This is a genomic window from Nocardia sp. NPDC051756, from assembly GCF_040681495.1.
Classification (GTDB): Bacteria; Actinomycetota; Actinomycetes; order Mycobacteriales; family Mycobacteriaceae; genus Nocardia.
Genome location: NZ_JBFAYV010000009.1, coordinates 103,896 through 121,132 on the forward strand (window position 1 = coordinate 103,896; position 17,237 = coordinate 121,132).

Genomic DNA, 17,237 nt, shown 5'->3' on the forward strand with positions numbered 1-17,237 from the left:
CTCCCGCGAGGACCGCAGTGGCCGCGATCGCTGCGGCGGCACGCAGGCCGCTGCGCCGGGTCTGTCGACGTATCAATTTCGCACCTTCGCTTCGTCTCGAGATTCCATCTGCATTACCCCACGTGCCCTGCGGCGGAGGCCCTGGACACACCACGGCAGACCATACGGGCTATGTTGTCGCGGCAAAAGAGGTGATCGTTACCGCAGCGTTGCCCCATCATGCCTGAGCTACCCCGTTTCGGGCGCGCCCGACCCACCTAGTGCGCCCGCGGATCGAGCAGGTCCGACAGACTCGGGCCGATCTCGGCCAGCGCCTCCGGCGTGGTCATCTGATCATGCGCGACGCCGACCGGGTGATCTTCGACACGACCGTCGACGAACGGTTGCCAGTTGGCTGCCGCGGCGTCGTGACCAGCCGCGCTGTAGTAATCGAGCCTGCCGTAGAACACCTCTGGGCGATGCTCGGCGATGAGCTCGGCCGAACGCACCGCGCTGCGGTAGATCCGGCGCACCCGCTCGGGCGTGAGCACGGCCATGTCCGGCGGGATGGTGGCGTGCAGCGCGGCCAGCGCCTCGTCGCTGAGGTCGTGGATGTCGCCGTCGGTGGGCAGCAGCGCGTCCGCGCCGATGCCCAGTTCGCTCAGCGCCTCCCGGATAGCCGCGCGGAAGTCGGTCACGTCGATGTCGGGATGACTGTCCAACATGGCCAGCAGCGCGACCTGCTCACCCGTGGCCTGCAATTCGGTCGCGATGGCGTGCGCGAGCACACCGCCGAGCGACCAGCCGAGCAGCCGGTACGGCCCCTGCGGTTGGACGGCGCGGATCTCCGCGACGTACCGGGCGGCCATCTCGGCCAGCGAGGCCGGCAGGTAGCCGTCCTCCGACAAGGCGGGCGACTGCAAGCCGAAGATCGGCCTGCTGGCCGGCACGTAGCGGGCCAAACCCGCGTAGCACCAGGACAATCCGTACATCGGATGGATGCAGAACAGCGGCTCGGCGGCGGCCATGTCGTGCGGCACCCGGGTCCGGATGGACAGCAGCACGCCGAGCGCGGCGTTCGAATCGAGGTCGTAGTCGTGGTCACCGGCCAGCGCGGCGAGGATGCGGGTGGCCAGCGAGCCCGGGGTGGAATCGGTGAAGAACCACTGCACCCGGACCTCGGCGCCGGTGAGCGTGCGCAACCGGCTGACCGCGCGGGTCGCGACCAGCGAATTGCCGCCCAGGTCGAAGAAGTCGTCGTCGAGCCCGACCCGCTCGACGCCCAGGATCTCGGCGAAGACCTCGACGATGGTCCGCTCCAGCGGCGTGGTCGGCGGCCGGTACGGACGGGCGGCGAGTTCGGGCACCGGCAGCGCCTTGCGATCGAGCTTGCCGCTGGCGTTGAGCGGCAACGCATCCAGGACCAGGAACGCCGACGGCACCATGTACGACGGCAGCGCGGCCCGCGCGTGCAGCAGGGCCGCGGTCTGGTCGATGGTCTCCCCCGGCCTGGCGACCAGGTAGGCGACGAGCCGGTCGCCGGTGCTGCCGCCGACCAGGCTGACGGCGGCGTGCCGCACCGAATCGAGGCCGAGCAGCACGGTTTCGATCTCGCCCAGTTCGACCCGCTGCCCACGCAGTTTCACCTGGAAGTCGCTGCGGCCCAGGTACTCCAGCGCACCGGCCCGCCAGCGGACGATGTCACCGGTGCGATAGAGGCGCACACCGCCCTCGTGCGCGACGAAACGCTCCGCGGTGAGGGCGGGTGCCCCGAGGTACCCGCGAGCCAGCTGAACGCCCGCGATGTACAGCTCGCCCGCGGAGCCGGGCGGCACCGAGCGCAGCTGCCGGTCGAGCACGTGCACCTGGGTGTTGGCCACCGGTGTGCCGATCGGAATCGCCAGGGCGGCAACGTCTTCGACCGCGTAGTCGGTGACGACGGTCGCTTCCGCCGGTCCGTACCAGTTCACCAGCTCGGTGCTCGGCAGCGCGGCGGCGAAGGCGGTCGCGGTCTCGGCGGTGAGCGCCTCGCCCGCCGCGAACACGCGACGCAGGCTCGGGTAGTCGGCCGCCGACTCCGGCCCGAGGAACGCGTCCAGCATCGACGGCACGAAATGCACCGTGCTGACCGCGTTTTCGGCGATGGTCTTGGCCAGGTACACCGGATCGCGATGACCGTCCGGTTCGGCGACCACGATCGAGGCGCCGGTCTGCAACGGCCAGAACAGTTCCCAGGTGGAGATGTCGAAGGTGATCGGCGTCTTGTGCAGCACCACGTCGCCGGTGTCGTGCGGGTAGGCCCGCTGCGCCCAGCGGAACTGGTTGACCATCTGCCGGTGCGTGATCACCACGCCCTTGGGCCGGCCGGTGGAACCGGAGGTGTAGATGACGTAGGCGACGTTGTCCGGGTGGATGTCGGTGTCGGTGAACGCGACCGACTCCAGCGGCAGGTAGAGCGTGTCCACCGCGACGACCGCGATATCGGTGTCGGTCTCGAACGCGTCGGCGGTGGTGGTCAGCACGCACGCCGGGTTGGCGCTGGCCAGCACGTACTCGTTGCGTTCGGCCGGATGATCCGGGTCGATCGGCAGGTAACCCGCGCCGGCCCGCAGCACGCCGTAGATGGTGACGAGCAGGTCGATACCGCGCCGCATGGCCACGCCGACCCGCGATTCCGCGCCGATGCCCCAGCGGCCGATCTCCCCGGCCAGCGCCCGCGAGCGCAGGTCGAGGTCGGCGTAGCTGAGCGTGACGTCGCCGTAGCGCACCGCGGGCGCGTCCGGCGTGCGCGCCACCTGCGCGTCGAACAGCGACAGCAGCGTCGCGTCGTCCAGCAGCTCCGGCACTTCGGTGGCGTTGCGGGCGGCCAGCTCGGCGCGTTCGGTGTCGAGCAGCACGTCGATGTCGGCGATCCGCGCCTGCGGGTTGGTCACGAAACGCCGGATCAAGGCCGAAAGCCGTTGCGCGAGCGCCTGTGCCGCCGGCTCGTCGAACAGGTCGCGCAGGTACTTCACCGAGACCCGCAGCTGACTGTCCAGCACCACCATCACGGTGAGCGGGTAGTGGGTGCCGTTCACCGCGCCGACACCGGTGACGCTCAAACCGTCGATGTCGCTGGCCTTGTCCAGCCCGTCGCGGTCGACCGGGAAGGATTCGAACACCACGAGGGAGTCGAAAAGCCCTTCCACACCGATGGTTTCCTGAATATCGCTCAGCCCGAGGTAGTGGTGATCCAGCAGGCCCGCCTGCTCGCCTTGCAGCTGGCGCAGCAGACCGCCGAGCGTGTCGGTCGCGCCGAGGCGCACCCGCACCGGGATCGCGTTGAGGAACAACCCGACCATGCTCTCGACGCCGTCCAGCTGCGGCGGGCGGCCGGACACGGTGGCGCCGAACACCACATCGTCGCGATCGACACTGCGCCCGATCAGCAGACCCCACGCCGCCTGCACGACCGTGTTCACCGTGACGCCGAGACCTGACGCCAGCCGGGTGAGCGCGGTGGTGTCGGACTGCGCCAGCTCGAAGCCGACTTCGCCTACGCCGGCGGAGATTTCGCGGCCCGGATCGACCGGGGCCAGCGGCGTCGGCTCGGTGATTCCACTCAGCGCGGTGCGCCACGCCTCGCGTGCCGAGTCCGCCTTCTGCGCGACCAGCCAGGCCAGGTAGCCCCGATACGACGGAACCTTGGGCAGATGCCGGGAATTGCCGCCGAGCGCGTACAGCGTCAGCAGATCCTTCATCAGCAGCGGCATCGACCAGCCGTCGATCAGGATGTGATGGCTGGTGACCAGCAGGTGGAAGGCATCGGCCGACGAACGGATCAGCGCGAACCGCAGCAGCGGCGCGGACCGCATGTCGAAATGATCGGCCAGATCGGCCGCCTTGATCTCGGCCAGCTCCACGGTCGCGGACTCCGGCTCCAGCCGACTGAGATCGATGAGCCGCCAAGGCACTTCGAGCGAGTCCTGCACGATCTGCACCGGATTGCCCGCGGCGTCCTCGGCGAAGGCGACGCGCAGGTTGTCGTGCCGGTCCAGCACGGCCTGCGCGGCCCGGTGCATCCGGCCCGGGTCGACGTCGCCGCCGAGATCGAGGACGAACTGGGTGGTGTAGACGTCCACCGAGGACTCGGCGAGCAGCGCGTGGAACAGCATGCCCGACTGCAACGGCGTCACCGGCCACACGTCGGTGAGGTTCGGATAGGTGGCGGCGAGCCGGTCGATGTCGGCCTGCTTCAACCGGACCAGGGTGAAGTCCGACGGCGTGAAGGTGACGCCCTCCGCGCGCAACCCGTGCTCGGCCAGGCCGCCGAGCGCGTAGATCCAGTGCTCAGCAAAGGTTTTCACCGCGTCGCCGGCGAATGCGGCGGAGGCGTAGTCGAATCGGGCGACCAGGCCGTCGTCCGCGGCGTCGACGGTGAGGTCGAGCAGCAGGTCGTCGGCCGTAGTGTCGGTGTGTACCCGCGCCGGGCGCAGATCCCGGTAGCGCAGCGCGAATCGGCCACGACCCAGCTCGCTCAGTTCGGCGGCGGTGTCCGCGTTGAGGTAGCGCAGCAGGCCATAGCCGACGCCCTGCGAGGGCACCGACCGGCGCAGCTCCTTGATCTGCGCGAGCGCGGCGCCCGCGGCCGGGCCACCGACGAGCGCGTCGTCGGCGTCGATCCGGCTGAGCCGCAACGGAAGCGGGAATTCGGTGGTGAAGCCGCCGACCATGTTCTCGTCGGCCGCGGTCGCGGACCGCTCGTCGGCGGACAACCGGATCACCGAACCGAGCGCTTGGGTGACCGGATCACCGGCCGCGGTTTGCAGGGCCAGCGCGACCGCGGTGAGCAGGACGTCGTCCACGGTGGCGTGATAGGCCGCTGCCGCGGCGGCCACCGCGGCGGCGCCTTCCGCGGTGATGGCCAGCGAAACCCGGCTGCGCGCACGCAGATCGCGCCCGTCCGCGACATTTCCCTCCGGGATGGTCGCCAGAACCCGCTCCCACCAGCCCAATTCGCCGACGGTCCGCAGGTCGTGGGCCTTGGCCGAGAGGGCGCGGATGAGCACGCCGAGACCGGATTCCGGCGCCGCGGGGGCGGCGTGCCTGCCGCGGCTCCACGCCGCGGTCAGCTGATCGACGATGGTCCGCCACGAGATGTCGTCCACGACAAGCCCGTTGGCGACGACGATCAGGGTCGACCGGCCCTCGGGTCCGCCGGTCAGCACGAAGTGGATGTTGCGGCCCTGCTCGGGATCGAGCGCCGCGGCGGCGGCCTGGACCACATCGTCGATGGGCAACGTGGTTTCGCCGTGCTGCGCGTCCAGGCGGCGGAAGGCTTCGCCGGTGCGCTCGTCGGCCGGCGGAATCCGCAGCACCGGGACGTCGCCCTCCCGATCGAGCCGCACCCACAGCATCGGATGCTGATCGAGCACCTTGCCGACCGCGGTGTGCACCGCCTCGACGGCGCAGCTCTCCGGCACGTCGAGCGAGATGGCGCGAACCTCTACCCCGGTCTCGAGCAGCCGGGCCGCGTGCGGGGTCAGCGGCAGGTCGCCCGACTCGTCGCCCGGCCCGTCCTCGACCACGGCGGCCTTGGCCAGCGCGGCCACGGTGCGCGACTCGAAAACGTCACGCGGGGTGAAGGTCACGCCGCGGCCGCGCGAGCGCGACACCACCTGGATGGAGACGATGCTGTCGCCGCCGAGGGCGAAGAAGTCGTCGTCGAGCCCGACCCGGTCGATACCGAGTACCTCGCCGATCACCTCGGCGATGGTCAGCTCCGCCTTGGTCTGCGGGGCCCGGTAAGCCGTGGTCTCGATGGCCGGCTCGGGCAGCGCGCGCCGATCCAGCTTGCCGACCGGGGTCAGCGGGATCTCGTCGAGCACCACGATGGCCGTCGGCACCATGTACTCCGGCAGCGTGGTGCCGAGCTGTTCGGTCAGCGCCGCGACATCGAGCGTCGCGCCTTTGGCGGGCAGTACGTAGGAGACGAGCATCGTTGCGCCGGCCCCGGATTCGCGGCCGAGGGTGGCGGCGAACTCGACGCCGGGCTGCGCGGTCAGTGCGGCGTCGATCTCGCCGAGTTCGATCCGGAAGCCGCGCACCTTCACCTGGAAGTCGTTGCGGCCCACATACTCCACCACCGGCTTGCCCTCGGCGCGCGCCCAGCGCACCACGTCGCCGGTGCGGTAGAGCCGCTCGCCGGGCCTGCCGTACGGGTCGGCGACGAACCGCGCGGCGGTCAGCCCGGACCTGGCGTGATAGCCACGCGCCAGCTGGATGCCGCCCAGATACAACTCACCCGCAACACCTTCGGGCACCGGGCGCAGCCTGCGGTCCAGCACCAGCGAACGCATGCCGCGGATCGGGCCGCCGATGGTCACCGGCTCCCCGGCCCGCAGCGGGTCGCTGATGTTGGTCATGATCGTGGTCTCGGTGGGCCCGTATCCGTTGTGGAAGCGCCGGTTCTCGGCCACCGCCCACTTGGCGACCAGGTCGGCGGGCACCGCTTCGCCGCCCGCCACAATGGCCTGCATGCCGGACAGCGCGTCCTGGTCGAGCGAGGCGAGCACGGACGGGGTCAGGAACGCGTGCGTGACGCCCTCGGTCCGGATCAGTTCGGCCAGTTCGTCGCCGCCGAACGTCTGCGGCGGCGCGACCACCAGCGCGCCCGCCGAGCCGAGCGCGAGCAGCAGCTCCAGCATCGACGCGTCGAACGAGGGGGACGCGAAAGCCAGTGCGCGCGTGGTCTGGTCGAGCTCGTAGCGCTCCACCTGCTCAGCGCTGAAGTTGGCCAGACCGGCGTGCGTGACCACCACGCCCTTGGGCAGGCCGGTGGAGCCCGACGTGTAGATCACGTACGCGGCGTTGGTGCTGCGGATAGGGCCGTGGCGTTCGGTGAGGCTGATCGGGCGGTCCGAGCGGGACGCGACATCGAAGGTGAAGTCGCGATCGTCGAGCACGAACCAGGGCCGCCCGCCCGCCATCGAGGGCAGGCCGCCGAGCTCGGCGGTCAGTGTGACGCCCAGTGCCGCACCGGAATCGGCCACCATGTGCGCGATCCGGTCGGCCGGGTAGGTCGGGTCGATCGGCACGATCGCCGCGCCGGTCTTGGCGATCGCCCACAGCGCGAGCAAGGATTCCACCGACCGCCGGATCGCCAGGGCGATCAGCACATCCGGGCCCGCACCGCGATCGATCAGCGTGCGCGCCAATTGCGAAGAGGCGGCGTCGAGTTCGACGTAGCTGAACGAACGCCCGCCGACGACGAGCGCGGCCCCGGTGGGATTGCGGGTGACCGCCGACGCCATCAGCTCCGGCAGGCTGCGCGGCGCGGCGGCTTCGGCGCCTGCTCGCGAAACCAGGTCGGCCCGCTCGGACTCGTCCAGGATCTCCAGGTCGCCGACCGCGGTGGCCGGGTCCTGCGCGACGGCGGCCAGGATGCCGCGGAAGCGACGGCCGAACTCGCTGACCGTCTGCTCGTCGAACAGGTCACGGGCATAGGTGAATTCGGCGGCGAGGCCGGCCTCGGCGCCCGCCTCGGTGCGCTGCTCGCGCATGGTCAGCAGCAGGTCGAACTTGGCCGTGTCGGCGGCCGGATCGAGCGCGGCGAAGTTCAGGCCGGGCAGTTCGAAGCTGGTCGCCGCGAGGTTCTCGAACGACAGCGCCACCTGGAACAGCGGGTGCCTGCCCGCGGAACGCTCCGGGTCGAGCACCTCGACCAGCCGCTCGAACGGGGTGTCCGCGTTGGCGAACGCCCGCAGGTCGGTCTCCCGGTTGGCGGCGAGCAGGTCGGTGAAGCCGAGGTCGGCCGCCACCCGGGTGCGCAGCACCAGGGTATTGACGAACATGCCGATCAGATCGTCGAGTTCGGCCTCGCCGCGGCCCGCGATCGGGGTGCCGATGGCCACGTCCTCGGTGCCGGACATGCGCGCCAGGAACACCGCGAGCGCGGTGTGCACGACCATGAACAGCGTCGCGTTGTGCTGCTTGGCCAGTCCGACCAGCGCGGCGTGCACGTCGGCGTCGATGACGAAATCCGTTTTGCCGCCGGCGAAACTCTGCGCGGCGGGGCGCGGCCGGTCGGTCGGCAGGTTCAGCTCGTCCGGCAGGCCGGCGAGTTCGGTTGTCCAGTAGGCGAGTTGAGCGCCCGCGAGCGATTCGGGATCGTCGTCGCTGCCGAGCACGCTGCGCTGCCACAGCGCGTAGTCGGCGTACTGGATGGGCAGCGGCGCCCAGGACGGCGCCTCGCCGCCGCTGCGGGCGGCGTAGGCCAGCATCAGGTCCCGGGTCAGCGGGCCCATCGACCAGCCGTCTGCGCTGATGTGGTGCGCGACGAACACCAGGACGTATTCGCTGGCCGCGAGCTGGAACAGCCGGGCCCGGAACGGCACCTCCATGGTGACGTCGAAACCGGCGGACACGATGCGCTGCACCTCGTGCGCGACCCGTTCCTCGCCGATCTGCGCGGGCGCCAGATCCACCGAAACCTCGTGCGGCGCAACGATGCGCTGCGCCGGACCGGCCATGGTCTCCGGGTAGACGGTGCGCATGATCTCGTGGCGGGCGACCAGGTCGGCGACCGCCTGCTGCAACGCGTCCACGTCCAGGTCGCCGGACAGGCGGATCGCGGCGGGGATGTTGTAGACGGCGGCCGCGGTGTCGAACTGGTTGAGGAACCACATCCGCTGCTGCGCCGACGACAACGGAATGTGGTCGGGGCGTGGCTGCGCGACGAGCGGGTTGCGGGTGTGCTCGGTCGTGGTGTGCTCGACCTTGACCGCGAGCCCGGCGACGGTGGACGCCTCGAACAGCGCGCGCACCGGCACCCGTGAATCGAGGGCCGCGCCGATCCGCGCGGCAACCTGGGTGGCCAGCAACGAGTTACCGCCGAGGGCGAAGAAGTCGTCGTCGGCGCCGACGCGTTCGACGCCGAGCACCTCGGCGTACACCGACGCGACGATCTCCTCGATCGGGGTCGACGGCGCCCGGAACACCAGCGCCTCGAACTCCGGCTCCGGCAACGCCTTTCGGTCCAGCTTGCCGTTCACGTTGAGCGGCAACGCATCCAGCACCACGAACGCCGACGGCACCATGTACGAGGGCAACGCCTCGCTCAGCGCCGACTTCACCTGTGCCACATCGAGACCGGAGGGTTCTTCGGGCCCGCCGGCCTCGGCGGCCGCTTGCGCGGCGAAGGCCGCCGCCTGGACCGCAAAGGAGCCGGCCGGCCCTGCCGGGGCGACGGCGTCAGCGGTGGGAACCAGATAGGCCACCAGGCGATCGCCGGTCTTGAGATCGGACTTGGCGACCACCGCGGTCTGCGCGATCTCGGGGAGCGCCAGCAGTGCGGCCTCGATCTCGCCCAGCTCGATCCGGAAGCCACGGACCTTCACCTGGAAGTCGGTGCGGCCCTGGTATTCCAGCTCGCCGTCGCGGTTCCAGGTCACCAGGTCGCCGGTGCGGTACATGCGCGCGCCGGTCTGGAACGGGTCGGCCACGAACCGATCCGCGGTCAGATCGGGGCGGCCGAAATAGCCGCGGGCCAGCTGACTGCCCGCCAGATACAGCTCGCCGAAGGTGCCGACCGGCACCGGGCGCAGGCGGCCGTCGAGCACGTAGGTCCGGCTGTTCCATTCGGGCGCGCCGATCGGCACGGAACCCTGGTCCGCCTCGATCACTCGATGCCGGGTGATCGACACGGCGGCCTCGGTCGGACCGTAGAGGTTGTCCAGGCGAACGTCGGGGTGCGCCAACCGGAATCGCTGGGCCAGCGCCGCGGGCAGCGCCTCACCGATGGCGAGCACGCGCCGCAGCGGCGACGGTTCCGGATCGGCGGCGGTGCCGGTGTGCACCAGCAGGGCGTCCAGCATGGACGGGACGACGTGCAGCGTCGTCACCGATTCCCGGGTGATCAGGTCGTTGAGGTAGGCCGGGTCGCGATGCCCGTCCGGTTCGGCGATCACCAGCTTGCCCGCGCAGGCCACCGCCGACCAGAACTCCCAGACCGACAGGTCGAACGTCGCGGCGGTCTTGAGCAGCACGGCGTCGTCGTCGGACAGCCCGAATTCGGCTGTCTTCCACTGCAACTGGTTGGCGATCGCGGCGTGCGAGACGGCCACGCCCTTCGGGCGGCCGGTCGAGCCGGAGGTGAAGATCACGTACGCGGTGTTCGCCGGCCGCAGCGGCGCGACCCGCTCGGTGTCCGCGAGCGGTCCGCTGGCAAAGGAACCGAGGACCAGCTCGTCGATCGGCACCACGGGCGCGATCTCGGTGTCGAATTCGGCGTCCGCGTTGGTCAGCACGCACACCGGTGCGGCGGTCGCGAGGATGTAGTCGGTGCGTTCGGCGGCTTGGTCCGGGTCGACCGGCACATACACGCCACCGGATTTCGCCACCGCGTACATCGCCACGACCAGGTCCACCGAACGGCGGAAGGCGAGCGCCACCCGCGATTCCGGTCCGACGCCGATCGAGATCAGGTACCGGGCAAGGCGATTCACCCGGGTGTCCAGCTCGACGTAGTTCAGCTCGTGGCGGGCGCCGTCGGGCAGGTCGGCCACCACGGCGACCGCCTCGGGGGCCGCGGCCAGCACCGCGCGTTGCAGGAACGACGGCAGCGTCGCGGCGTCGTCGACCGGGTGCGCGGTCTCGTTCCAGCGCACCAGGACCGAGTCGCGTTCGTCGGACGCGAGCAGGTCGATATCGCCGACGGGCGTCGCGGCATCGGCGACCACGGTGGCGAGAATGCGCGCGAGCCGATCGGCGAACCCCTGCACGGTCGCGGCGTCGAAAAGATCGGTGGCGTAGGTGAAGAACCCGCCGATGCCGGTGGGCGTGCCGGACTCGTCGTAGCCGTCGCCGACGATGAGGTGCAGATCGAACTGGGACACATCGAGATCCGCGTCGACCCCGGCCACCGTGAGACCGGGTAGTTCGAGGGCGGTGCGCGCGATGTTCTGGAAGGACAACCCGACCTGGAACAGCGGGTGGTGCGCGGTCGAGCGCGGCGGGTTGAGCACCTCGACCAGGCGCTCGAACGGAATGTCCGCGTGCGCGAACGCCTGGAGATCGGTATCACGCTGTCGCGCAAGCACATCGGCGAACGATTCGCCGCCGTCGAAGGTGGCCCGGAAGACCACCGTGTTGACGAACATGCCGATCAGGTCGTCCAGCTCCCGCTCGCCGCGACCGGCCACCGGGGTGCCGATGGCGATATCGCCGGAACCCGACAGCCGGGCCAGCAGCACCGCCAGCGCGGTGTGCACGACCATGAACAGGGTCGCACGATGCGCGCGACCGAGTTCCACGAGACCGGCATGGGTCGCGGCGTCGATCCGCACGTCCACCCGCGCACCGGCCATGGTGGCGATCGCGGGACGCGGTCGATCCGTCGGCAACTCCAGCAGGTCCGGCAGTCCGGCCAGTTGCCTGCGCCAGAACAGGATCTGTTGCGCGGCAATCGACTCCGGGTCGGACTCGTCGCCGAGCACCGCCCGCTGCCACAGCGCGTAGTCGGCGTACTGCACCCGCAGCGGATTCCAGCCGGGCGCCTCGCCCGCGGTCCGGGCGGCGTAGGCGATCATCACGTCGCGCACCAGCGGGCCCATCGAGGACGCGTCCGCCGCGATGTGGTGCACCACCACCGCGAGCACGTAGTCCGAACCCGCTGTGCCGTCCGTGATTTCGAGCAGTCGTACGCGCACCGGCACCTCACCGGTCACATCGAACGGCGTCGACGCCAGCGCGTACAACTCGCCGGGCACGTCGGCCGCGGCAACCGGACGGGCGGTGACATCCAGGGCCACCAGGCTCGCGGGCAGCACGACCTGCACCGGACCGTCGGCGTTCTCCGGGTACACGGTGCGCAGCACCTCGTGCCTGCTCACCACGTCGTCCAGCGCCGCGGCGAGCGCGGCGACGTCCAGCGCGCCGGTCAGCCGCAGCGCGAACGGCAGGTTGTAGGCGGCCGAACCGACGGCCGCGTCCTCGCCGTCGGCCTGGTCGAACCGGTTGAGGAACCACATCCGCCGCTGCGCCAGCGACAACGGCAGCTGCTCGGGCCGGGCGAGGCTGCCGAGCTGCACGCCGCGCTCAGCGTGCGTCCTGGATTCGATCGCGGCGGCCAGCGACTGCACGGTCGGCGTCTCGAACAGCGTGCGCACCGGCACCTTCGCGTCCACCGCGGCACCGAGCCGGGCCACCAGCTGGGTGGCGATCAGCGAGTTGCCGCCGAGCGCGAAGAAGTCGTCGTCGGCGCCGACCCGGTCCAAGCCGAGCACCTCGCCGAACACCCCGGCGACGATCTCCTCGACCGGCGTTGCGGGCGCGCGGAATTCGCGCGCGGTGAACGTCGGTTCGGGCAGCGCCCTGCGATCCAGCTTGCCGCTCGGGTTCAGCGGGAAGGCGTCCAACGCGACGAGCGCGGTCGGAATCATGTACGCGGGCAGCGTTTCCGCGATCGCCGCGAGCAGTGCCGGCTGGTCGATCGAATGTCCCGGCGCGGCAACGACATAGGCGGCCAGCTGATCGCCCAGCGTGGACTGGCTGACCAGCGCCACCGCCTGGTTCACCGCGGGCTGGGCCAGCAGCGCGGTCTCGATCTCGCCGAGTTCGATGCGCTGACCGCGGAACTTCACCTGGAAGTCGGTGCGGCCGATGTAGTCCAGCCGATGCGCGCGACCGGCGCCGGCCGCGCGCCACACCACCAGGTCGCCGGTGCGGTACATGCGCTCGCCGAAGCCGAACGGGTCGGCCACGAATCGATCGGCGGTCAGATCCGGCCTGCGGACGTAGCCGCGCGCCAGCTGATCACCGGCGAGGTACAGCTCGCCGGGTACCCCGGCGGGTACCGGACGCAGCCGGGCATCGAGCACGTAGACCTGGGTGTTCCACTGCGGCAACCCGATCGGCACCGAGCGGGTATCCGAACCGTCGGCCGGCCAGTACGTCACCGACACGGCGGCCTCGGTCGGGCCGTACAGGTTGTGCACGCGCGCGGCCGAGACCGCGCGGAACGCGCCGACCGTCTCCGGCGGCAGCGCCTCGCCGATCACGAAGACGTCCCGCAGGGTCGGGCAGGAATCCGCCGCGGTGTGCGCGGCGAACACGGTCAGCATGGACGGCACGAAGTCGGTCACGGTGACCCGCTGCGCGGCAATGGTTTCCGCGACATACACCGGATCGCGGTGTCCGTCGTGGGTGGCGACAACGAGTTTCGCGCCGACCCGCAGCGGCATGAAGAAGCCCCACAGCGACACATCGAAGGTGGTCGCGGTCTTCTGCAGGTAGACGTCGTCCTCGTGCAGCGGGTACTCGGCGAGCATCCACTCGATCTGATTGTTGATCGCGGCGTGCGAGATCGCGACACCCTTGGGTCGTCCGGTGGAGCCCGAGGTGAAGATGACGTAGGCGGGGTGTTGCGGCAGCACCGTCCGGAGCAGTTCTTCCGGACGCACCGGGGCACCGTCGAAAGCGTTGGTATCGACCGTGTCCAGGGTCAGCACCGGGGTACCGGCCGGCACCTCGATCGCGTCCGCCGACGTGGTGACCACGCAGGCCGGCTGTGCCGTGTCGAGAATGTGCGCGATCCGCTCGGCCGGATGATCCGGATCCAACGGCACATACGCACCACCCGCGGTCACGATCGCGTACATACCGACAACCAGATCGAGCGAACGCCGAATCGCCAGACCCACCAACGACTCCGCGCCGACACCCCGCGAAATCAGCAACCGGGCAAGCTTGTTGACCCGTTCGTCGAACTCGCGATACGTCAGCGTCGCGCCCTCGTGCGCCAGCGCGACGGCTTCCGGATGCGCCGCGGCCGCCCGTCGGTATCCGTCCAGCAGCAGCTCGGGCGCGACCGCGTGCCGAGTCTCGTTCCAGCCGACCAGAATCCGTGCCAGCTCCGCCGGGGCGAGCAGGTCGATCTCTCCGACCGCGCGCTCCGGATCGGTGCCGACCGCGACGAGCAGCCGCTCGAACCGCTGCGCGAACTCCGCGATGGTGGCCTCGCCGAACAGATCTGTGGCATAGAGGAACTGCGCGGAGAACCCGTGCTCCGGCTTCGGCACCACGGTCAGCTGGAGATCGAACTTGGCCACCGTGCCGTCGAAATCGACCGCCTGAGCGGACAATCCGGGCAGCTCGACCTGCGCCCTGGTCATGTTCTGGAAGAACAGCGCCACCTGGAACAGCGGGTGATGGGCCTGCGAGCGCACCGGGTCCAGGACCTCGACCAGTCGCTCGAATGGCAGCTCGGCGTGCGAAAACGCGGCCAGGTCGGTCTCTTTGGTGGTGGTGAGCAGCTCGATGAACGAGGCGCCGGGGTCGATGGGCGTGCGCAACACCAGGGTGTTGACGAACATGCCGATCAGCCCGTCCAGCTCGCGTTCGCCGCGACCGGCGACGGGCGTGCCGATGGTGATGTCGGTGGTGCCGGTGAGCCGGGCGAGCAGGGCCGCGAACGCGGCGTGCACCACCATGAATTCCGTAGCGCCCGAACGCTGGGCGAGCTCGATGAGCGCGCGGTGCACGTCGGCGGACACCTCGAAGGTGTACTCCGCGCCGCCGCCGGACGCGACGGGTGGGCGCGGCCGGTCCGCGGGCAGCTCCAGCCGATCCGGAATGCCCGCCAGCACATGCCGCCAGTAGGCGATCTGCGCGGCGGCCACCGAGGTCGGGTCGTGCTCGTCGCCGAGCACCTCGCGCTGCCACAGCGTGTAGTCGGCGTACTGCACCGGCAGCGGCGGCACCGCGGGCGGCGCGCCGTTGCGCCGGGACAGGAAGGCGCCGAGCAGGTCTCGCAGGAACGGGGCCACCGACGCGCCGTCGGCGGCGATGTGGTGCACGACCACGACGACCACGTGCTCGCTCGGGGACAGCTCGGCCAGCGCGATGCGCAGCGGCACCTCGGCGGCCACGTCGAAGCCGGCCAGCGCGAACCCGCGCAGCCAGTCCGCCAGCTCGGCTTCGGCCAGCGGCTTCGGCGCCAGGTCCGGAACAGCTTGGGCCGCAGGCAGAACCACCTGGTAGCCGGTGCCGTCGATGGCCGGGTAGACGGTGCGCAGCGTCTCGTGCCGCTCGATCACGTCGGTGATCGCGGCCTGCAACGCCGACACGTCCAGCAGGCCGGACAACCGGATGGCGAACGGAATGTTGTTCGCCGCCGAGGCGGTATCGAACTGGTTCAGGAACCACATCCGCTGCTGGGCCAGCGACAGCGGAATGTGTTCCGGCCGTTCGGTCGGCGCGAGCGCCCGCCGATCGCCGGCGCCCTTCAACGTCTCCATCCGCTCGGCCAGCCCGGCGACGGTGGGTGTTTCGAAGATCAGTCGCGCGGGCACCCGCGCGGTGAGCGCCGCGCCGAGCCGGGCGGCGGCCTGCGTCGCGATGAGCGAATTGCCGCCGAGTTCGAAGAAGTTGTCGTCCGCGCCGACCGGGGCGCCGGGCCCGAGCAACTCGGCGAAGACGTCGGCGACCAGCTCCTCGAGCGGGCCGACCGGCGCGCGAAACACCTTGGTCTGCAAGCGCGGCGAGGGCAGCGCGGCCCGGTCCAGCTTGCCGACCGGGGTCAGCGGGAGCGTGGCCAGCACCATGACCACCGTCGGCACCATGTGCGCGGGCAGGCTCTGCTCGGCGACGGCGGCCAGTTCGGCGGCGTCCGCGTCCATGCCCGGCGCGGAATGAACGTAGGAGACGAGGATCGTTGCGCCGCTGTCGAGGTCGTGCCCGACGGTCACCGCGAAGTCGACGGTCTCGTGCGCGGCGAGCACCGCGTCGATCTCGCCCAGCTCGATCCGGAAGCCGCGGATCTTCACCTGGAAGTCGTTGCGGCCCAGGTACTCCAACTCACCCGAATCTGTCCAGCGCACCAGGTCGCCGGTCCGGTACAGCCGGGACCCATTGGCCTCGAACGGATTCGCGACGAACCGGGATGCGGTCAGTCCCGCCCGGTCGTGATAGCCCCTGGCCAGCTGCGCGCCGGTGATGTACAGCTCGCCGACGCCCCCGGCGGCGACCGGCACCAGCTGCTCGTCCAGCACGTACTCGGTGATCGCGCGGATCGGACCGCCGATGGTCACCGGTGCGTCCGCGGCAAGCGGCGCACTGATATTCGTCATGATGGTGGTCTCGGTGGGCCCGTACCCGTTGAAGAACTCCCGGATCCGCTTGCCGGAAACCGGTGCGGCCCAGCGCCGCACCAACTCCGGCGGGCACGCCTCGCCGCCCGCGACCACCACGCGCAACTCGTCGAGCCCGAACGGGTCCACCGATGCCAGCGCGGCCGGGGTGATGAACGCGTGCGTCACGCCCTCCCGGCGGATCAGCGCCGCAAGCTCCTCGCCGCCGAACACGGTCGGCGCGACGACCACCATGGTGGCCGCGCCGCCCACCGCGAGCAGCAGCTCCAGCACCGACGCGTCGAACGACGGCGACGCGAAATGCAAAGTCCGCGAGTCACTCGTGACCCGATACCGCTCGCGCTGCTCGTCGCAGAAGCTGGACAGGCCGGCCTGGGTGATGACGACGCCCTTGGGCTTGCCGGTCGAACCCGACGTATAGATCACATAGGCCGGATGCTCGGCCCGCAGCGGCCGCACCCGGTCGATGTAGGTCACCGGGTCGGCGGGGAATTCCTCGAGCAGCCTGGCGCAGTCGGCGGTGTCGATCGACAGCCAGTCCACCCGGTCCGGCAGCTCGTCGCGCACCGCGTCGACGGTCAGTCCGAAGACCGCGCCGGAGTCGACGACCATGTGCTCGACCCGGTCGGCGGGATAGTTCGGGTCCACCGGCACGAAGCCGGCGCCGGCCTTGGCCACCGCCCAGACGGCGACGACGGAGTCGATCGACCGCGGGATGCCGATGGCCACCAGGTCCTCCGGCCCGATACCGCGGCCGATGAGTAGTCGGGCCAGCCTGGTCGAGCGGTCGTCCAGCTCGGCGTAGCTCAGCTCGGCCAGCGTGCCGGTGGCGTCGGCGAACGCGACACCGATGCCGCTCGGGTTCGCCTCGACCGCGGTGGCCAGCAGCTGCGGCAGCGTGGTGACGCGGGATCGCCTGGTTCGGGTGGGCCGAACGCGTGCCGGTCGGGTCATGGCTCCCTCGCTGCGCTCGGTCACGCGCACACCGCTAAGCGCGCGTCGTCATACCGCTGCCCGACCGACCGAACCATGGAGAAGCCTCACCCTGCCTGTTGTCGCCGCAAACCCGCCTCGATGCTCCCCACCCCCATGATCATCGACCGCGCGCATGCCCATCGTTACCGACCCCAC

1 protein-coding gene is annotated in these 17,237 nt (G+C 70.6%); it reads right to left on the reverse strand.

Translation table 11 applies throughout. From position 1 onward, the window contains the following. Positions 1 to 257: 257 nt before the first annotated feature. A complete protein-coding gene (locus tag AB0M22_RS35430; protein ID WP_364736306.1) occupies positions 258 to 17,060 on the reverse strand; it encodes an amino acid adenylation domain-containing protein in 16,803 nt (5,600 codons plus the stop codon). Positions 17,061 to 17,237: the final 177 nt, after the last annotated feature.